The 20,041-nt window shown below is 70.7% G+C and carries 13 protein-coding genes; 10 read left to right on the top strand and 3 right to left on the bottom strand.

The window, feature by feature from the left end; translation table 11 throughout:
* The first annotated feature begins 10 nt into the window (after positions 1–10).
* From ABD355_RS23040 to holA, 6 genes are all read left to right on the top strand, one after another.
* On the top strand, positions 11–1,021 hold the full coding sequence (locus ABD355_RS23040; protein ID WP_344402453.1) for a ComEA family DNA-binding protein: 1,011 nt from the start codon (positions 11–13) through the stop codon (positions 1,019–1,021).
* Positions 1,018–3,756 (top strand): ComEC/Rec2 family competence protein, encoded by a 2,739-nt coding sequence (locus tag ABD355_RS23035; protein WP_344402452.1) that lies wholly within the window; start codon positions 1,018–1,020, stop codon positions 3,754–3,756. Before ABD355_RS23040 ends, ABD355_RS23035 begins: the two co-directional genes overlap by 4 nt.
* Before the next feature lie 4 nt (positions 3,757–3,760).
* Positions 3,761–4,567, top strand: a complete 807-nt coding sequence (locus ABD355_RS23030) for an arylamine N-acetyltransferase family protein (protein WP_344402450.1) — start codon at positions 3,761–3,763, stop codon at positions 4,565–4,567.
* 142 nt (positions 4,568–4,709) lie between these two features.
* Complete coding sequence (locus ABD355_RS23025) at positions 4,710–5,591, top strand: YceI family protein (RefSeq protein ID WP_344402974.1); 882 nt, start codon at positions 4,710–4,712, stop codon at positions 5,589–5,591.
* A gap of 39 nt (positions 5,592–5,630) precedes the next feature.
* Positions 5,631–5,876 carry a hypothetical protein gene (locus ABD355_RS23020; protein ID WP_344402449.1) on the top strand — a complete coding sequence of 82 codons (246 nt, stop codon included), beginning with the start codon at positions 5,631–5,633 and terminating at the stop codon, positions 5,874–5,876.
* Between the two features lie 195 nt (positions 5,877–6,071).
* The gene (gene holA / locus ABD355_RS23015; RefSeq protein WP_344402448.1) at positions 6,072–7,061 is read left to right on the top strand and encodes a DNA polymerase III subunit delta; all 990 of its coding nucleotides are present in this window, start codon (positions 6,072–6,074) and stop codon (positions 7,059–7,061) included.
* A 266-nt stretch (positions 7,062–7,327) separates the two neighbouring features.
* Here holA and rpsT read toward each other — a convergent pair whose 3' ends face one another.
* Positions 7,328–7,594: a 30S ribosomal protein S20 gene (rpsT, locus tag ABD355_RS23010; protein ID WP_344402447.1), complete on the bottom strand. Its 267-nt coding sequence runs from the start codon at positions 7,592–7,594 to the stop codon at positions 7,328–7,330.
* Between the two features lie 245 nt (positions 7,595–7,839).
* Between rpsT and lepA the strand changes: the two genes are divergently transcribed.
* Both lepA and ABD355_RS23000 read left to right on the top strand, forming a co-directional pair.
* Entirely contained in the window at positions 7,840–9,708 is a 1,869-nt protein-coding gene (gene lepA, locus ABD355_RS23005) for a translation elongation factor 4 (RefSeq protein ID WP_344402446.1), read from the top strand.
* Positions 9,709–9,975: 267 nt separating this feature from the next.
* Positions 9,976–11,850: an AMP-dependent synthetase/ligase gene (locus ABD355_RS23000; RefSeq protein ID WP_344402445.1), complete on the top strand. Its 1,875-nt coding sequence runs from the start codon at positions 9,976–9,978 to the stop codon at positions 11,848–11,850.
* Positions 11,851–11,923: 73 nt separating this feature from the next.
* On the opposite strand, the gene ABD355_RS22995 is transcribed toward ABD355_RS23000, so the two are convergent.
* Together ABD355_RS22995 and ABD355_RS22990 are read right to left on the bottom strand one after the other, a co-directional pair.
* Positions 11,924–12,499: a response regulator gene (locus tag ABD355_RS22995; protein ID WP_344402444.1), complete on the bottom strand. Its 576-nt coding sequence runs from the start codon at positions 12,497–12,499 to the stop codon at positions 11,924–11,926.
* 12 nt (positions 12,500–12,511) lie between these two features.
* On the bottom strand, positions 12,512–16,660 hold the full coding sequence (locus tag ABD355_RS22990) for a HAMP domain-containing protein (protein WP_344402443.1): 4,149 nt from the start codon (positions 16,658–16,660) through the stop codon (positions 12,512–12,514).
* A gap of 102 nt (positions 16,661–16,762) precedes the next feature.
* On the opposite strand from ABD355_RS22990, the gene ABD355_RS22985 reads away from it, so the two are divergent.
* Together ABD355_RS22985 and hemW are read left to right on the top strand one after the other, a co-directional pair.
* Positions 16,763–18,775: a SpoIIE family protein phosphatase gene (locus ABD355_RS22985; protein ID WP_344402442.1), complete on the top strand. Its 2,013-nt coding sequence runs from the start codon at positions 16,763–16,765 to the stop codon at positions 18,773–18,775.
* A gap of 31 nt (positions 18,776–18,806) precedes the next feature.
* Positions 18,807–20,039 carry a radical SAM family heme chaperone HemW gene (gene hemW, locus ABD355_RS22980; protein ID WP_344402440.1) on the top strand — a complete coding sequence of 411 codons (1,233 nt, stop codon included), beginning with the start codon at positions 18,807–18,809 and terminating at the stop codon, positions 20,037–20,039.
* The last annotated feature ends 2 nt before the right edge of the window (positions 20,040–20,041 follow it).

The raw sequence follows: 20,041 nt of genomic DNA, 5'->3' as shown, positions 1-20,041 counted from the left end.
TCGTCGTGGCATGGCACTTCGATCACGTTCACGCACAGCGACCGCGACCAGTGGCCCGGGGCGCAGCCCCGCATCCGACGGCCGGCTTCGTCATCGTCGCCCCCTGGCCCACAGCCGGGTCCGGCATCGGCACTCGCATGCGCCGGCGGAGGACCTCCGACGGCGTGCGGAGGTGCTCTTCCCCGAACGGGCGGGGGAATGGCGGGAGTCGGGGACAGGACCGCCGGCCGCGACCGTCGAGGAGAGCGACGATCCCCTGGGCGGGGTGGCCGCTGGGAGCCCGGACGACCGCCGGTCCGCAGAGGCCTGGCGCATGCGGGCGGGGCTTGCGCTGCGGGAGCGGATGCCGCTGTGGCTGCAGGCCAGGTGCGGCCTGGAGCGGCGGAGCGTGGTCGCGCTCTCGGTGCTGCTCGTCGTTGCCGCGGTGTTCGCCGTTCAGCACTTCTGGGCCGGGCGGACACAGTCCGTGCGGGCGCCCGAGGTGGTGCGGGCGGCGGCTCCCTTCGGCGAACGGAAGGGGAGCGGGCGGCCGGGGCCGGACGCTTTACGCGGGGCGCCGAGTGCCGCAGGCACGACCGGGGCCGAGATCGTCGTGGACGTCAGCGGCAAGGTCCGCGAGCCCGGGATCCATCGTCTGCCCGCCGGTTCACGCGTAGCCGACGCGTTGCGCGCGGCCGGTGGGGTGCGTGCCGGCACGAACACCGACGGGCTGAACCGGGCGCGTTTCCTCGTGGACGGGGAGCAGGTGATGGTCGGCGGCCCCGCCGCCCCGGCGCCCGCTGCGGCTCCTGGTGTCCCGGCCGGCTCGGCGGCGGGCGCCGCACCCGCCGCTCCGGTCCCGCTCAACACCGCCACCCTGGACCAGCTCGAGTCTCTGCCGGGCGTCGGGCCCGTACTGGCCCAGCACATCGTCGACTACCGCACGCAGCACGGCGGTTTCCGCTCGGTGGACCAGCTGCGCGAGGTCAATGGCATCGGCGACCGCCGCTTCGCCGATCTCCGGAAACTCGTACGGCCATGAGGGGCGCTCCCGATCCCCACGCCGGGCGCGCGGCCGTCCACGCCGCCTCCTCAGGACGGCTCGGAGCCGCTCACCCCCGACAGGAAGGGCCGACGGACCTGCGCCTCGTACCGCCTGCACTCGCGGTCTGGGCCACGGCTGCGGTGATGCTGGACGCGACGGCGGCGTGGGTCACGGGCACGGTGGTGGTGTGCCTCCTCGCGGCCGGTGCGCTGCTGCTCGTGCGGAGACGGGCAGCGGACGGCGGAGGAAGCTGCGCTGGGCAGGGCAAGCGCGATTACGGCGGTGGTGGCGGCTGGGGTCGAAACTCCGGCGGCGGCAACCAGGGCGGTACTCCCGCCGGCGACCCAGGGACGACCGGCGCTCCCACCGGTGGAAACCAGGACCGGGGTCCCTTGCCCGAGCAGTCCGCGCCGGTGCCTGTGCCTGTGGGCCGGGCTTCGCGTACGGGTGGTGGACCGGTGCGTGCAGCGTGGCCGCGGGTCTCCGTGGCCGCTGTCCTGCTCTGCGTCGCCGCGGCCGCCGTCTCTGCGGGGCTGCACGGTGCCGACGTCCGCAGTGGCCCCGTGCCGGAGCTGGCGCGGCAGTACGCCACCGTGACCGCCGAGGTCGAGGTCGGCTCCGACCCACGGCTCAGCCGGCCCCGGATCAGCGGGGACCATGTCGCCCCGGCCTCCGTGCTGATCCAGGGGGAGGTGCGGCGGGTGGAAGAGGCGGGCGGGACGGCGGTGGTGACGCGGGCGCCCGTGCTGGTCATCGTCGACGCGGGGCCACATGGTGCCGGAGGGACGGGGCCACCACGGTCGCCGTGGCTCGAGCTGTTGCCCTCCACGCGGGTGCGGGTCGTCGCGCGGTTGGCGCCCGCGGCGGTCGAGGGCGACCGCGTCGCGGCCGTGCTGCGGGTGCGGGGGAAGACCGCGCCGGAGGTGGTGGGCGGACCGTCGGGGGTGCAGCGGTTCGCGGGGCGGTTGCGGGCCGGGCTGCGGGAGGCGACCGACGGGCTGTCGGCGGACGCCAAGGCGTTGTTGCCCGGCCTGGTCGTGGGGGACACCTCGCGAATCACCCCGGAGCTGGACGAGGCCTTCAAGGAGACCGACCTCGCCCATACGCTCGCCGTGTCCGGGAGCAACCTCACGATCATCCTCGCCCTGCTCATCGGGGCACCCGGCACGGCTCAACTGGTGGAGCGCCGCGGACTCGCACCCCGGCTCGGCATCCCGCTCAGGACGACCGCGCTGCTCGGAGGCGCCCTCACGCTCGCCTTCGTGATCGTGTGCAGACCCGATCCGAGCGTGCTGCGGGCCGCGGCCTGCGGGGCCGTCGTCCTGCTGGCCCTGGCCACCGGACGCCGCAGATCGCTCATCCCGGCGCTGGCGACGGCGGTCCTGCTCCTCGTGCTGTACGACCCCTGGCTGGCCCGTAGTTACGGTTTCCTGCTCTCGGTACTGGCCACCGGCGCCCTGCTCACGCTCGCGCCCCGCTGGAGCGAGGCACTGCGCCGGCGCGGGGTCCCCCCGAGGCTCGCCGAGGGACTGGCCGCGGCGGCCGCGGCACAGGCGTTGTGCGCGCCCGTCGTCGCCGTGCTGTCGGCGCGGGTGAGTCTGGTGGCGGTGCCGTGCAATCTGCTCGCCGAGATCGCGGTGGCGCCCGCCACCGTGCTGGGCTTCGCGGCTCTGGCGACGGCGCCGGTGCTGATGCCGGTGGCCAAGGTGCTTGCCTGGTGCGCGAGCTGGCCGACGGGCTGGATCGCGGGCATCGCCCGCACGGGAGCCGCCCTGCCCGGCGGGGGAGTGGACTGGCCGGGCACTTGGAGCGGGGCGGGGCTGCTCGCCCTGGTCACGGTGACCGTGCTGCTGATCGGCCGAAGGCTGCTGAGACATCCGTGGTGGTGCGCTGCCTGCGGGGTGCTGCTGGTGCTCGTCGTAGTACAGCCGCCACCGCTGACCAGAGTGATCACGGGATGGCCGCCGCCGGGGTGGCGGTTCGCCATGTGCGACGTGGGGCAGGGCGACGCGACGGTCCTCGCGGCGGGGGACGGCAGCGGTGTGGTGGTGGACGCAGGGCCCGATCCCACGCTCGTCGACCACTGTCTGCGCACCCTCGGCATCACCAGGATCCCCCTGATCGTCCTCACCCACTTCCACGCCGACCATGTGGCCGGGCTGCCCGGTGTGCTGCGCGGACGTTCGGTGGGCGCGATCGAGACGACGGGCTTCGAAGAACCCGCGGACCAGGCACGGTTCGTACGGAAGGAGGCGGCGGCACGGCACATTCCGCTCACCCACGCCGTGGCCGGGGAGCAGCGCCGGACCGGCTCGCTCTCCTGGCAGGTGCTGTGGCCCCCGCCCCGCCCGGCACCGGATCCGGACGGCCCGAACGACGCCAGCGTCGCCCTGCTCGCCAGGTCGGGCGGACTGCGGCTGCTGCTGCTCGGGGATCTCGAACCCCCGTCCCAGCAGGCGCTGTTGAGATCGCCGGAGGGCGCGCTGCTCGGCGGTGTGGACGTCCTCAAGGTGGCCCATCACGGTTCGGCGTACCAGGACCCGGAGCTGATGCGCAGGGTGGCGCCGCGGATCGCGTTGATCAGCTGCGGAGAGCACAACATGTACGGCCATCCGGCCCCCAGCACGGTCGCGGCGCTGCAGGCCGAGGGCGCGGTGGTGCTGCGTACGGACCGGGACGGGGCCCTCGCGGTCGCGGGGGACGGCAGGGAGCTGGGGGTGGCGCGAGACTGAGGACATGGATTCAGCACAGGTCGATGCCTACCTCCGCCGCCTGGGAGCCGAGCGCCCGAAGTCGGCCGCCGGCGCCACCGCCGAGGTGCTGCGCGAGCTGCACCTGCGCCACCTGCGGACAGTGCCCTTCGAGAACCTGTCGATCCACCTCGGCGAGGAGATCGTGCTGGAGGAGGAGCGGCTGCTGGACAAGGTGGTCGGGGCGCGGCGGGGCGGGTTCTGCTACGAACTCAACGGGGCGTTCGGGGCCTTGCTCGGCACGCTGGGGTTCGAGGTCACGCTGCTCGCGGCTCGGGTGCACGGGGACGAGGGGCGGCTCGGGATCCCGTACGACCATCTCGCGCTGCGGGTGCGGGCGTCGGACGGGAGCGAGTGGCTGGCGGACGTGGGCTTCGGGGCGCACAGCCACTACCCGCTGGCGTTCGGGGACAGGGGCGAGCAGAAGGATCCCGGCGGCAGCTTCCGGATCGTCGAGGCGGGGCCGGACCTGGACGTCGTCGTGAACGGCAGGCCGCAGTACCGGCTGGAGGTGCGGCCCCGTGAGCTCGGCGACTTCGTGGCCGGCGCGTGGTGGCACAGCACCTCGCCGGCCTCGCACTTCGTGCAGTCGCTGGTGTGTTCAAGGGTGACGGAGGACGGAGGGAGGATCACGCTCAGCGGGCGCACGTTCAAGGTCACGGGCGCCGACGGGGCACGTCAGGAGCGGGAGTTGGGCACGGACGAGGAGGTGCTCGGGGCGTACCGGGAGCGGTTCGGTATCGAACTCGACTGTGTGCCGACTGTGCGAAACCCCCTCGCGGCGACCGATTGAGGTCACATGGCGTCACATGGGACCAGAGCGGACCAGTCGTTGCTACTCGTGCGTAGACACTCCGTGTTGCCTCGAAAGCCTCATCGGTGATCGAATGTCTCTTCGGCAACAGAAGATGTCGAGGCGCACAGGGGTGGCGTGGATGTTCGGCCGCTGGCTGGGAAACCGAACGAACAGGGTGCAACGGACGAGTCCCCTGGCGGCGGTGCAGACCCCGCCGAGTGCCGGGGTGCTGAGCTGCAGGGTGCTGGATCCGGTCCACGAGCCCGTGAAGCACGCGGAGTTCGCGGTCAGCGACGCCATGGGACGCAAAGTGGTCGGCGGAGAGACGGACCCCTACGGTTCGTTCATGACCACGGTGCCCGCCGGGGAGTACCGGCTCGCGGTGTCCGCCGAGGGATACACGCCCTACCGGGCCACCGCGACCGTCGGGGAGAACGCGTTGGCTTCGCTGGGGGATGTGACGCTTCAGGTCGCGAGGCCGCCGGAGCTGCCGCCGGCGGGCGACTGGGAGATCGAGCCCACGCATTCCTCGATCGGGTTCACCGCGCGGCACATCGGGCTGGCCCGGATCCACGGCCGGTTCAACTCCTTCGCCGGGGCCGTCCGGATCACCGAGCCGGTGGAGCAGTCCGCGATGCATGTGGTGATCGACGCGGCGTCCATCGACACGAACGTCCGGATGCGGGACGACCATCTGCGCTCCGGTGACTTCCTGGACGTGGCGCGCTTTCCGACGCTGGAGTTCTACAGCGAGCGGTTCGTGCACAAGGGCGGGAACCGGTGGGCGGTCACGGGTGCGCTGTCGCTGCACGGTGTGACGCGTACGGTCACGCTCGACACCGAGTACCTCGGGCTCGGCAACGGCATGGAGGGCGAGGTGCGGGCGGCCTGCCGGGCCACCACGGAACTGCACCGGGACGACTTCACGGTGAGCTGGCAGACCATGCTGGCGCGCGGGATCGCGGTGGTGGGGCCGAGCATCCGGGTCGACCTCGACGTGCAGATCGTCCGCAAAGGGTGACCTGCGAGCGCCTTCGGCCGGTGCCGGACAATGGCTGCCGTGAGCGATGTGAGACATGTGCTGGTGCTGCCCGACCGCGATGCCGCGGAGGCGGTGGCCGAGGCGCTCGGGGAGCGGTTCGGGGTGGCCGAGGAGCCGCAGCTCGTACGGGACGCCCTCGCCGGTGAGGATGACGCGGAGGACGCCCAGTGGCTGGTCGTCCTGCGCGACGAGGACGGGCGGCTGGACCCCGGGGAGCTGGATGCCTTCGCGGGGGAGTGGGACGGGTGGCGGGAGGAACCGTAGCGCTCCGCTGGGGGCGCCGGGGAAGGTCGAGTGTCGGGGGCGGCCCGACGTGGCTGGTCGCTCCCCCCACTCTCGACTTCCCTCGAGCGGGGGACCCCCATCGCGGCGGAGCCGCATCTCCATACAGCCCCTGCGCCCCTTTGGGGCGCGGCCGTACCGACCGCGTTGTCAGTGCCGCATGCCATGCTTGTCGCGATGGCCAGGAAGACTGCTGAAGACGACCCTCTCGCCCCGGTGACGCTTGCCGTGGGCCAGGAGGACCTCCTGCTCGACCGTGCCGTGCAGGAGGTGGTGGCCGCCGCCAGGGCCGCCGACGCCGACACGGACGTACGCGACCTGACACCGGAGCAGCTGCAGCCCGGCACGCTCGCCGAGCTGACCAGCCCCTCGCTCTTCGCCGAGCGCAAGGTCGTGGTCGTACGCAATGCCCAGGACCTTTCCGCCGACACGGTCAAGGACGTGAAGGCCTATCTCGGGGCGCCCGCCGAGGAGATCACCCTCGTGCTGGTGCATGCCGGCGGGGCCAAGGGCAAGGCCCTTCTCGACGCCGCGCGCAAGGTCGGGGCGCGGGAGGTGGCCTGTCCGAAGATGACCAAGCCGGCGGATCGGCTGGCCTTCGTGCGCGGAGAGTTCAGGGCGGCCGGGAGGTCTGCCACGCCCGAGGCCTGCCAGGCGCTCGTCGACGCCATCGGGAGCGATCTGCGGGAGCTGGCGTCCGCCGTCTCCCAGCTGGTCGCCGACGTCGAGGGGACCATCGACGAGGCCGTCGTCGGGCGGTACTACACGGGGCGGGCCGAGGCGTCGAGCTTCACGGTGGCCGACCGGGCCGTGGAGGGCAGGGCGGCCGAGGCGCTGGAGGCGCTCAGGTGGTCCCTGGCCACCGGGGTGGCGCCCGTGATGATCACCAGTGCGCTGGCACAGGGCGTGCGGGCGATCGGGAAGCTCTCGTCCGCGCGTGGGGGACGGCCGGCCGATCTGGCGCGTGAGCTGGGGATGCCGCCGTGGAAGATCGACCGGGTGCGACAGCAGATGCGGGGGTGGACACCGGACGGGGTGGCGGTCGCCCTGCGGGCGGTCGCCGAGGCGGACGCGGGAGTGAAGGGGGGCGGTGACGATCCCGAGTACGCGCTGGAGAAGGCGGTCGTGGTGATCGCCCGCGCCGCCCGGTCCCGGGGGCGGGCGTAGCACCCGCCACAAGAAGCACCCGGCCACCGGAAGAGGTCCGGCCACCGCCACGAAGCACAGCCCCGGACAGCCCAAGGCCCCGGCGTCCCGCCCTGGGGAAGGGCTGGGTGCCGGGGCCTTCGGCTCAAGCTGTCGGATCCGCGCCCGCGTGGCGAACGCAGGCCGCGCGCGGATCCTCGGTGCCGGTCGGGAGCGGATGAGAGAGGGCCCGCTCTGGGTCCTTCCGGCGGTTCGGTCCCGTGGGACCGGTCAGATCAGTAAGAGGTTCAGCCCTTGATGGAGGCGACCTTGGAAGCAAGCGCCGACTTCTTGTTGGCGGCCTGGTTCTTGTGGATGACGCCCTTCGAGACGGCCTTGTCGAGCTGACGCGCGGCAGCGCGCTGGTACTCGGTGGCCTTCTCGACGTCACCCGCGGCAACGGCCTCACGGGCCTTGCGGATCGCGGTCTTCAGGGAGGACTTGACGGCCTTGTTGCGCAGCCGGGCCTTCTCGTTGGTCTTGATCCGCTTGATCTGGGACTTGATGTTCGCCACTGATTGAGCCTTTTCAGGTTCAGGCACAGGGCCAGGAGCACTCCGCGCAGGAGATACCGGGTCCCGTACCAGGTGATTTCTTGGAAGTTGTGCCTCGCGCTGAGAGGGCATGAGACACAGCCACCCAGAGTACCAGTGGCCGTCCCGACGGCCCAAAACGGTCCCCGGTCGCCACCCGTGGGACCATGGAGCCTACGTATCGATCCGACCCGAGGCATAAGGCGCCTCAAGAGACAGGACCCTGCGTGCCCGCGACCCCTAACAATGTGCCCGAGCCGAGCCGTACCGACCCGGCTCTGATCCGCAATTTCTGCATCATCGCGCACATCGACCACGGCAAGTCCACGCTCGCCGACCGGATGCTCCAGCTGACCGGTGTGGTCGAGCAGCGGCAGATGCGTGCTCAGTACCTCGACCGGATGGACATCGAGCGCGAGCGTGGCATCACGATCAAGTCCCAGGCGGTGCGGCTGCCCTGGGCTCCGACCCACGAGCCCGGCAACACGCACATCCTCAACATGATCGACACCCCGGGGCACGTCGACTTCACCTACGAGGTCTCGCGGTCGCTCGCCGCCTGCGAGGGGACCGTCCTCCTGGTCGACGCCGCCCAGGGCATCGAGGCCCAGACCCTCGCCAACCTGTACCTGGCGATGGAGAACGACCTCACGATCATCCCCGTACTGAACAAGATCGACCTGCCGGCCGCGCAGCCCGAGAAGTTCGCCGAGGAGCTCGCGAACCTCGTCGGCTGCGACCCGGACGACGTGCTGCGGGTCTCCGCCAAGACCGGTCTCGGCGTCGACGCGCTGCTCGACAAGGTGGTCAAGGAGATCCCGGCCCCGGTCGGCGTCGCGGACGCCCCCGCCCGCGCGATGATCTTCGACTCCGTCTACGACTCCTACCGGGGCGTCGTGACGTATGTACGAGTCGTCGACGGCCAGCTCAACAAGCGTGAGCGGATCCGGATGATGTCCACCGGTGCCACGCACGAGCTGCTGGAGATCGGCACGAACTCGCCCGAGATGCTCGGCGCGGACGGCCTGGGCGTCGGTGAGGTCGGTTACCTCATCACCGGCGTGAAGGACGTCCGGCAGTCCAAGGTCGGTGACACCATCACCAGCCTGGCCAAGGGCGCGACCGAGGCCCTCGGGGGATACAAGGACCCGAAGCCGATGGTCTTCTCCGGCCTGTATCCGCTGGACGGCTCCGACTACCCCGAGCTCCGTGACGCCCTCGACAAGCTCCAGCTCAACGACGCAGCGCTCGTCTACGAGCCGGAGACCTCCGCCGCGCTCGGCTTCGGCTTCCGCGTCGGGTTCCTCGGGCTGCTGCACCTCGACGTCATCCGTGAGCGGCTGGAGCGCGAGTTCGGGCTCGATCTCATCGCGACCGCGCCGAACGTGGTCTACCGCGTGCTCATGGAGGACGGGACCGAGCACACGGTCACCAACCCCAGCGAGTTCCCCGAGGGCAAGATCAACGAGGTGTACGAGCCCGTCGTACGCGCCACGATCCTCGCCCCCAGCGAGTTCATCGGCTCGATCATGGAGCTGTGCCAGACCAGGCGCGGCACCCTCCTCGGCATGGACTACCTGTCCGAGGACCGCGTCGAGATCCGCTACACGCTGCCCCTCGCCGAGATCGTCTTCGACTTCTTCGACCAGCTGAAGTCGAAGACCCGTGGCTACGCCTCGCTGGACTACGAGCCCACCGGCGAGCAGACCTCCAGCCTGGTCAAGGTCGACATCCTGCTGCACGGTGACAAGGTCGACGCCTTCTCCGCCATCACCCACAAGGATGCGGCCTACGCCTACGGTGTGCGGCTCGTCGCCAAGCTGCGCGAGCTCATCCCGCGGCAGGCCTTCGAGGTGCCCATCCAGGCCGCCATCGGCTCCCGGGTGATCGCCCGCGAGACCATCCGCGCCATCCGCAAGGACGTCCTCGCCAAGTGCTACGGCGGCGACATCTCCCGTAAGCGCAAGCTGCTGGAGAAGCAGAAGGAGGGCAAGAAGCGGATGAAGATGGTGGGTTCCGTGGAGGTTCCGCAGGAGGCGTTCATCGCCGTGCTCTCCAGCGATGACAGCGCGGGGTCGGGCAAGGGCAAGAAGTAACCGCGAGTAACAACGGGTTGCGGCATCAATCCGGACACAACAGGGGCTCGGCGTACGAAAGTGCGGCGAGCCCCTACGCATGCGTAGGGTCGCTCTCTGTAGGAAGTGACAGGCCGCCGCCCCTTACGAACCGGCCGGTCGGGCTCTACCCTGATCTCTGCTCGATAGTTACTCGCGAGTTAAACAACGGCTTGCGAGTGGATTACAGCCGCAGTCAATACCGCCGCACTTGAGCCAGCCGCGCTGCCGCGGGCCCCGGAGGATGTCGTGAGCGACACACAGACACTGATCGAGAACCGTCCGCCGAGCGTGGCGACCCTCTTCCTGGAACGCGTTGCAGCCACACCGGACGCGGAGGCCTACCGCTACCCGGTGGCGCCCGCCTCCGGTGAGGGCCCCGACGACTGGAAGTCGCTCAGCTGGGCGCAGGCCGCGGAGCGGGTCTACGCGATCGCGGCCGGTCTGATCGAACTGGGCGTGCTGCCCGAGCAGCGCGTGGCGCTCGCCGCCTCGACCCGGGTCGAGTGGATCCTCGCCGACCTCGGCATCCTGTGCGCCGGTGCGGCCACCACCACGGTCTACCCGCAGACCAACGCGGACGAGTCGGCGTTCATCCTCTCCGACTCCGACAGCCGGGTGCTGATCGCGGAGGATGCCGCCCAGCTCGCCAAGGCGGTCGAGAAGCGCGCCGAGCTGCCCGACCTCACGCATGTCGTCGTGATCGACCCGGCCGGTGTCGAGACCAGTGACTGGGTCCTCACGCTGTCCGAGCTGGAGGCCCGTGGCGCCGCCCGTCTGGAGAAGGACCCCGATCTGATCAAGGAGCGGGTCGGTGCGATCACGTCCGATCAGCTCGCGACCCTGATCTACACCTCGGGCACGACCGGCCGCCCCAAGGGTGTGCGTCTGCCGCACGACAACTGGTCGTACATGGCGAAGGCGATCGCCGCGACCGGGCTGATCAGCGGCGAGGACGTGCAGTACCTGTGGCTGCCGCTCGCGCACGTCTTCGGCAAGGTCCTCACCTCGGGGCAGATCGAGGTGGGGCACGTCACCGCCGTCGACGGCCGCGTCGACAAGATCATCGAGAATCTGCCGGTCGTGCAGCCGACGTACATGGCGGCCGTCCCGCGCATCTTCGAGAAGGTCTACAACGGGGTCGCGGCCAAGGCGAAGGCCGGCGGCGGCGCCAAGTACAAGATCTTCCAGTGGGCCGCCGGGGTCGCCCGCGAGTACGCCAAGGTCGCACAGGACAACTTCCGGCGCACCGGCACGGCCTCCGTCCCGTTCTCGCTCGGCGCCAAGCACAAGGTCGCCGACGCGCTGGTCTTCGCCAAGATCCGCGAGGCGTTCGGCGGGAACCTGCGGGCGTGCGTCTCCGGGTCGGCCGCGCTCGCGCCCGAGATCGGCTACTTCTTCGCCGGCGCCGGCATCCACATCCTCGAGGGCTACGGCCTCACGGAGTCCTCGGCGGCCTCCTTCGTGAACCCCGGCGAGGCCTACCGCACCGGCACGGTCGGCAAGCCGCTGCCCGGCACGGAGGTGCGGATCGCGGACGACGGCGAGATCCTGCTGCGCAGCCCGGGCATCATGGAGGGCTACCACGGGCTGCCCGAGAAGACCGCCGAGGTGCTGGAGTCGGACGGCTGGTTCCACACCGGTGACATCGGCGAGCTGTCGCCCGACGGGTATCTGCGCATCACCGACCGCAAGAAGGACCTCATCAAGACGTCCGGCGGCAAGTACATCGCGCCCGCGGAGGTCGAGGGGCAGTTCAAGGCGGTGTGCCCGTACGTGTCCAACATCCTGGTGCATGGGGCCGACCGGAACTTCTGCACGGCGCTGATCGCCTTGGACGAGCCGTCCATCTTGCAGTGGGCTTCGGAGAACGGGCTGGAGGGCAAGTCGTACGCCGAGGTGGTGGCCGCGCCGGCGACGGTTGCGCTCATCGAGGGGTACGTCAAGGAGCTGAACCAGGGGTTGCAGCGGTGGCAGACCGTCAAGAAGTTCCGGCTGCTGCCGCGGGATCTCGATGTGGAGCACGGTGAGATCACGCCCAGCCTGAAGCTGAAGCGGCCCGTTGTCGAGCGGGAGTACAAGCACCTCATCGATGAGATGTACGCCGGTACGCGCGAGGCGTAGGGGGGTGAACGGGGATCGTTGGCGACTGACCCGCCGTCGTGGCTGGTCGCGCAGTTCCCCGCGCCCCTAAAAGCTAGAGCCCGCGGCCCCTGGCTACTAGTTCCCGGAGCTCCCGTACCTGGATGCGCAAGGTGGCCAGGTCCGGGGGTTCCTCCGCGTCCAGTTGCCTTTCCAGTTCGGCCAGTCTGGTGCCCACCTCGCCGTAGTCCGACTGCTCCTGTGCCAGTAAGCGTTCCAGTTGTTGGTTCTTGCGGTGGAGGTCGAGGAAGACGGTGACCTTGGCACGGAGGACCCAGGGGTCGAAGGGCTTGGTGAGGTAGTCCGCGGCTCCTGTGGCGTAGCCGCGGAAGGCGTAGCCGGAGTCGTCCTCCGCGCCGGTCAGGAAGATGATCGGGACGTCCTTGGTCTGGTCGAGCCGCTTGATGTTGGCGGCCGTCTCGAATCCGTCCATGCCGGGCATGCGGACGTCGAGCAGGACGAGGGCGAAGTGCTGGCGCAGCAGTGCCTTCATCGCCTCCTCGCCCGAACGTGCGCGTACCAGCGGCTCGTTGAGGGACCCCAGGACGGCCTCCAGCGCGATCAGGTTGTCCTCCATGTCGTCCACGAGGAGGATGCTGGCGCGCTCGTTGGTCGTTGCCTCAGCGCTCATGATGAGTGTGCCTCATTCGGTGTTCGGCCCTGCCGCCGCTTCCTCGGTCGTGCCCGGCTGCGGGGCAGTGGTGTCGGTGGTCTCGTCCGGGCCCTCCGGATCCAGCAGTGCGCAGACGACCGTCAGCAGCTGATCGACGTCCACCGGCTTCGGTACGTAGTCGTTCGCACCCCGGCCGATGGACTTCTCGCGGTCTCCGGGCATCGCCTTGGCGGTCAGGGCGACGATCGGCAGACCGGACCAGCGGGGGGTGCGGCGGATGGCGGAGATGGTCTCGTAGCCGTCCATCTCCGGCATCATGATGTCCATCAGGACCAGTTCGACGTCCGGGTTGCGCTCAAGCGTCTCGATGCCCTCGCGGCCGTTCTCCGCGTACAGGACCGGCATGCCGACGCGGCCGAGGACATGGGTGAGGGCGAAGACGTTGCGGATGTCGTCGTCGACGATCAACACCCGCCGCCCGGGCAGGACCTGACCCGCCCGGCCCGTCTTCCAGGCCTCCAGTTTGGTGGGGGCCGGCCAGGAGTCGTCCACGTCGTGCGTGGCGGTGAACGGTTCGGCGGACAGCTGTTCCGGCATCGGCAGCGCATGCTCCTCGGGGACCGGTCCGGTCGCCGGGTGGCCGGGGCTGACGACGGGGACGTACAGCGTGAAGGTGGACCCCTTGCCGGGCTCGCTGGTGGCGACGATACGGCCGCCGAGCAGGCCCGCGATCTCCCGGCTGATGGACAGGCCGAGGCCGGTGCCGCCGTACTTGCGGTTGGTGGTGCCGTCGGCCTGCTGGAACGCCTCGAAGATCACCGGGAGTTTCTCGGCGGCGATGCCGATGCCGGTGTCCGTGACCGCGAAGGCGATCACGTCGTCGCTGTCGCGGACATGGAGGCGTTCGGGGTCCTTGATCCGGGTCACGCGCAGCTCGACCCGGCCCGACGCGGTGAACTTGATCGCGTTGGAGAGCAGGTTGCGCAGGATCTGCTGGAGGCGCTGCTCGTCCGAGTACATCTCGCGCGGCACGTCCTCGCCGACCGCCACCTCGAAGGCGAGGCCGCGGTCGAGGGTGAGCGGGCGGAAGGTGGCGTGGACGTAGTCGAGGAGCTTGATGAGCGGGAGCTTCTTCGGGCGTACGTCCATGCGGCCGGCCTCGATCTTCGACAGGTCCAGGATGTCGTTGATCAGCTGGAGGAGGTCCGAGCCGGAGCGGTGGATCGTCGTCGCGAACTGCACCTCCTGGTCGGAGAGATGGCCGTCCGGGTTGTCGGAGAGCAGCCTCGCCAGGATCAGCAGGGAGTTCAACGGGGTGCGCAGCTCGTGGGACATGTTCGCCAGGAACTCCGACTTGTACTGGGAGCTGGTGGCCAACAGGGCCGCTTTCTCCTCCAGTTCGGCGTTCGAGCGCTGCAGCTCGGCCTGCTGCTTCTGGAGTTCGTCCGAGCGTTCCTGGAGCTGCATGGCCAGGCGCTGGGACTCGCCGAGCAGGGACTCCGTACGGGAGTTGGCGATGATCGTGTTGATCGCGACGGCGATGGTGTTCACGAACTGGTCGAAGAACGCGAGGTGCACGTCGGAGAAGCGGGAGAAGGAGGCCAGCTCGATCACGCCGAGGAGCTTGTCCTCGAAGAGGATCGGGATGATGACGACGCTGGTGGGGGCCGCCTCGCCCAGCCCGCTGTTGATCTTGATGTAGTCCGGCGGGGCCTCCTCGACGAGGATCCGCTTCTTCTCCCGGGCCGCCTGCCGGACCAGTCCGTGCACCGGGAGGCCGCCGGTCTCGATGGTCGTGCCCTGGGCCGAGCCGTACCCGGCGATGAAGGCGAGTCCCTTCGTGGGAACGGCGGTGCGCAGCCCGGCGCTCTCCTCGTCCGGGTCGGCGAGGAAGAACGCGCCGTACTGGGCGTTCACCAGCGGGGTCAGCTCGCGCAGCAGCAGGTCGGCGACCTCCATCAGATCGCGGTGGCCCTGCATCAGCGCGGCCAGGCGGGCCAGGTTGGACTCCAGCCAGTCCTTCGCGCGGGTGGTCTCGCGGAGGTTGGCCACCATCAGGTTGATGTTGTCCTTCAGCTCGGCGACCTCGCCCTGGGTCTCCACCGTGATGGAGCGGGACATGTCGCCCTGGGCCACGGCGGAGGCGACCTCGGCGATCGCGCGGACCTGGGTGGTGAGGTTCGACGCCAGCTCGTTCACGTTCGTCGTCAGGCGCTTCCAGGTGCCGTAGACGCCCTCGACCCGTGCCTGGCCGCCGAGTTGGCCCTCGGAGCCGACCTCGCGGGCCACGCGGGTGACCTCGGAGGAGAAGGAGGAGAGGGTGTCGACCATCGTGTTGATGGCGGTCTTCAGCTCCAGGATCTCGCCGCGGGCGTCCACGTCGATCTTCTTGGAGAGGTCGCCGTTGGCGACGGCGGTCGTCACCTGGGCGATGTTCCGCACCTGCGAAGTCAGGTTGTCCGCCATGTAGTTGACGTTGTCGGTCAGATCCCGCCACACACCGGACACCCCGAGCACCTGGGCGCGGCCGCCGAGCCGGCCGTCGGTGCCGACCTCGCGGGCCACCCTCGTCACCTCGTCGGCGAAGGCGCGCAGCTGCTCCACCATCGTGTTGACGGTGTCCTTCAGCTCCAGGATCTCGCCGCGGGCGTCGACGGTGATCTTCTTGGAGAGGTCGCCGTTGGCGACGGCGGTCGTCACCTGGGCGATGTTGCGGACCTGCGAAGTGAGGTTCAGCGCCATGAAGTTGACGTTGTCGGTCAGATCCTTCCAGACGCCGGAGACGCCCCGCACCTGCGCCTGGCCGCCGAGGTTCCCCTCGGTGCCGACCTCGCGGGCCACACGGGTGACCTCGTCGGCGAAGGCGGAGAGCTGGTCCACCATCGTGTTGATCGTGGACTTCAGCTCCAGGATCTCGCCCTTCGCCTCGACGGTGATCTTCTTGCCGAGGTCGCCCTGGGCCACCGCGGTCGAGACGAGGGCGATGTTGCGGACCTGCGAAGTGAGGTTGTCCGCCATGAAGTTGACGTTGTCGGTGAGGTCCTTCCAGACGCCGGAGACGCCCCGCACCTGGGCACGGCCGCCGAGGTTTCCCTCGGTGCCGACCTCGCGGGCGACCCTCGTCACCTCGTCCGCGAAGGCGGAGAGCTGGTCCACCATGGTGTTGATGGTCGACTTCAGTTCCAGGATCTCGCCCTGCGCGTCGACCGTGATCTTCTGGCTCAGGTCGCCGTTGGCGACGGCGGTCGTCACCTGGGCGATGTTGCGGACCTGCGAGGTCAGGTTCGAAGCCATGAAGTTGACGTTGTCGGTGAGGTCCTTCCAGACCCCGCTGACGCCCCGCACCTGGGCCCGCCCGCCCAGCTGGCCCTCGGTGCCGACCTCGCGGGCCACACGGGTCACCTCGTCGGCGAAGGCGGACAGCTGGTCGACCATCGTGTTCACGGTCAGCTTCAGTTCCAGCAGCTCACCGGTCGCCTCGACGGTGACCGTACGGGTCAGGTCGCCGCGGGCCACCGCCGTCGTCACCAGGGCGATGTCACGCACCTGCGCGGTCAGCCGGGACGCCATCGTGTTGACGGCCTCGGTCACATCCCGCCAACTGCCCGACAGGCCCGTCACCTTGGCCCGCCCGCCGAGCCGCCCCTCGGTGCCCACCTCGCGCGCGACCCGCGTCACCTCGCCGGTGAACAGGGAGAGCTGGTCGACCATCTTGTTCACGGCCCGGCCGAGCCGCCGCAGATCACCGCGGAGCTGCCGATTGCCGTCGTGCAGGTCGACCCGCTGGGTCAGATCGCCGCCGGCCACCGCGTCGAGCACCCGCGTCGCGTTCGCCGCCGGGGCCACCAGGGCGTCGAGCAGCTGGTTCACATCGTTGACCCGGGAGGTCCAGGCGCCCTGCCCGGGGCTCGCCGTGACCCGTTCGTCGAGCCGCCCGTGCCGTACCAACTCCCGCTTCACGCGCTGCACTTCCCCGTTGAAGTGCATGCTGCGGTCCATGATCTGGTTGAAGACGGCCGTCAGCTCGGCCACCATCCCGTGGCCCGTCTCCGGAATCTTCGTGAAGTCGCCGTCCCGGGCGGCGGTCATCGCGGCGAGCAGCGGGCGCAGCTCCGATGCTCGGAGTTGTTCCGGTTTTTGACCGTCTTCGAGCACACGCGTAGCACTGTTCTCACTCATGGCGGCCCACTTCGGTAACTCGGCGCTTATGGGCGAGGCCAGTCTGTCACTCTGTCGGCATCGACTGAGGCGTATTCGTCCGAACCGCTCGGGGAGCTGTCCATGGGGGCCATTCCGACGCAACGGGAGACCGCTTCCTGCGCTTGCGATGCGCCTGCACACCTGCACGCGACCGGGCACGGGAGGGTGGACCCGCGTGCGCAGGCGTACACGACCCTGCCCGGCAGCCCCCTCGCGCCGGGTTCCGCCCGCGCCCTCGTACGCGCCGCGCTCGCCGACTGGGCGGAGGCCGGCCTCCCCGGCGCCGAACACCTCACCGACCGGCTCGCCGACGACGCCGTGCTCGTCGTCAGCGAACTCGTCACCAACGCCGTCGTGCACGCGGGCACCGAGGTCGAGGTGGAGTGCCGCATGGAGCAGGCGCCCGGCGCGCTCGTCGTGGAGGTCTCCGACCACCACCCCTCCCGGGCGCCCCGCGACTCCGACGCCGAAGGGCCCTACGAGACGGCCGAAGTGCCGTACGGGACACCGGAGTACGGCCGCGGGCTGCGCCTGGTCGCCACGCTCGCCGAGTCCTGGGGCGTCACCTTCCGCCGGGGCACCAAGACGGTGTGGGCGCGACTGCCCGCCGAGCGCGGCCCGACCCCGGAAGAGCCGGAGGCGCACGCCGGCCGGCAGGCGCTGGAACGCGGGCTGCGCGCCGCCGAGATACTGGCGCCCGACCCGCAGCGCGCCGAGCGGGACCGGGACTGGCTGCACCGCGGTGCCCTGTCCTTCCTCGCCGAGGCGTCCGATCTGCTGGCCGGGCAGCTCGACGAGAACCTGGTCGCCGCACTCGCCGGACAGCTCATCGTGCCGCGGCTCGCCGACTGGTGCGCGGTGTGGCTGGAGGACGAGGCCATGGGCCGCGGGGGCTGGGCCGACGGCACCGGGGGCGCCGGGCCCCGCCTGGCCCGCGTCTGGCACTGCAGCGAGAACCGCATCGAGGAACTGCGCCGCGCCCTGGAGAAGGACCCGCCGCATCCGCCGGAGGCCATGGGCGCCGCCCCGGCCATGGGGGTCCCACTCGACGGAAGCCGGGAGTGGGGGAGGAACCGCGAGTGGGGCAGGTCCGGGCCGGTGGTGTACCCCTGGCCCGGCGAGGCGCTCGACGTGCGTGACGAGCACGGCGCGGCGCTCGCCTACCGCCTCATGGCGGGCGGCCGGCCGCTCGGCACGCTCGTCATCGGCCGCTCCGGGCTGCTGCGCTTCCCCGACGAGGTCACCGGGCTCGTCGAGGACCTCAGCCGCAGGGTGGCGCTCGCCATCGGCGCGGCCCGCCAGTACGCCCGCCAGGCCACCATCAGCCAGGTCCTGCAGCGCGGCCTGCTGCCCGCAGCCGTCGCCGAGATCCCCGGAGTACGCAGCGCCCTCGTCTACGAACCATGCGACAAGGGCGGCCCCAGCGGCGACTTCTACGACCTCTTCCCGGCCGGCGACGGCCGCTGGTGCTTCGCCGTCGGCGACGTCCAGGGCAAGGGCCCCGAGGCCGCCGTCGTCATCGGTCTGGCCCGCCCCTGGCTGCGCCTGCTCGCGCGCGAGGGCTACCGCGTCACCGACGTCCTGGACCGCCTCAACCGCCTCCTCCTGGACGACGCCACGGAGGCCGCGGACGCCGCCGCCCGGGCCCTGGTACGGCCGCCCGCCCCCGGCGACGGCCCGCAGACCCGCTTCCTCTCCCTCCTCTACGGCGAGCTGACCCCCTTCGAGGGCGGCATCCGCTGCACGCTCGCCTCCGCGGGCCACCCGCTCCCGCTGCTCCTCGGCCCCGACGGCGGCGTCCGTACGGTCGCCCGCCCGCAGACCCTGCTCGGCGTCGTCGAGGACGAGACGTACACCAGCGAGACCTTCGAGCTCCGCACCGGCGACAGCCTCCTGTGCGTCACGGACGGCGTGACCGAGCGCCGCTCCGGCTCCGACATGTTCGACGACGCCGACGGCCTCGCGACCGCCCTCTCGGGCTGCGCCGGGCTGAGCGCCGAGCTGATCGCGGAACGCATCCGCAGGCTGGTCCACGAGTTCGGCGGGCGCCCGCCCGAGGACGACCTCGCGCTGCTGGTGTTGCAAGCGGAGTGAGGAGTCGTACGGGTGCTGGACAATGGAAGGCATGCCTTCCGCACTCCCCGACGGCGAGCCGGTCCCCGCCGACGGCGCACTCCCCGCATCCGCGCTCGCCGGGGCCCCCGACCGCCCCCTCGGCTTCTATCTGCACGTCCCGTACTGCGCGACCCGCTGCGGCTACTGCGACTTCAACACCTACACCGCCACCGAGCTGCGCGGCACGGGCGGCGTCCTCGCCTCCCGCGACAACTACGCGGACACCCTGATCGACGAGATCCGCCTGGCGCGGAAGGTCCTGGGCGACGACCCGCGCGAGGTCCGCACGGTCTTCGTGGGCGGCGGTACGCCGACCCTGCTGGCCGCGGAGGATCTCGTACGGATGCTGTCCGCGATCCGTGACGAGTTCGGTCTGGCGGCGGACGCGGAGGTCACGACGGAGGCGAACCCGGAGTCGGTGGACCCGGCGTACCTGTCCGTGCTGCGACAGGGCGGCTTCAACCGCGTCTCCTTCGGCATGCAGAGCGCGAAGCAGCATGTGCTGAAGGTCCTGGACCGTACGCACACGCCGGGCCGCCCCGAAGCGTGCGTCGCGGAGGCCCGCGCGGCCGGGTTCGAGCACGTCAACCTGGACCTGATCTACGGCACCCCGGGGGAGTCGGACGACGACTGGCGGGCGTCCCTGGAGGCGGCGCTCGGAGCGGGACCGGACCACATCAGCGCCTATGCGTTGATCGTCGAGGAAGGCACACAGCTGGCGCGTCGCATCCGCCGGGGCGAGGTCCCGATGACGGACGACGACGTCCACGCGGACCGCTATCTGATCGCGGACGAGGTGATGTCGGCGGCGGGCTTCGACTGGTACGAGGTCTCCAACTGGGCCACCTCCGAGGCGGCCCGCTGCCTGCACAACGAGCTGTACTGGCGGGGCGCCGACTGGTGGGGCGCGGGCCCCGGGGCCCACTCGCATGTGGGCGGCGTGCGGTGGTGGAACGTCAAGCACCCGGGGGCGTACGCGGCGGCCCTGGCGGAGGGGAAGTCGCCGGGCGCCGGGCGGGAGCTCCTGTCGGAGGAGGACCGCAGGGTGGAGCGGATCCTGCTGGAGCTGCGCCTTCGGGAGGGCGCGCCGCTGGATCTGCTGCGGGAGGAGGGGCTGGCGGCTTCTCGGCGGGCGTTGGGGGAGGGGTTGCTGGAAGGCGGGCCGTATGAGGAGGGGCGGGCGGTGCTGACGTTGCGGGGGCGGTTGTTGGCGGATGCGGTGGTCAGGGATCTGGTGGACTGATC

Origin of the sequence: Streptomyces longisporus, from assembly GCF_039532765.1 — a bacterium.
GTDB lineage: Bacteria > Actinomycetota > Actinomycetes > Streptomycetales > Streptomycetaceae > Streptomyces > Streptomyces longisporus.
Note: the sequence above shows the minus strand (reverse complement) of the source record. Positions and strands in the feature narration are given on the sequence as shown.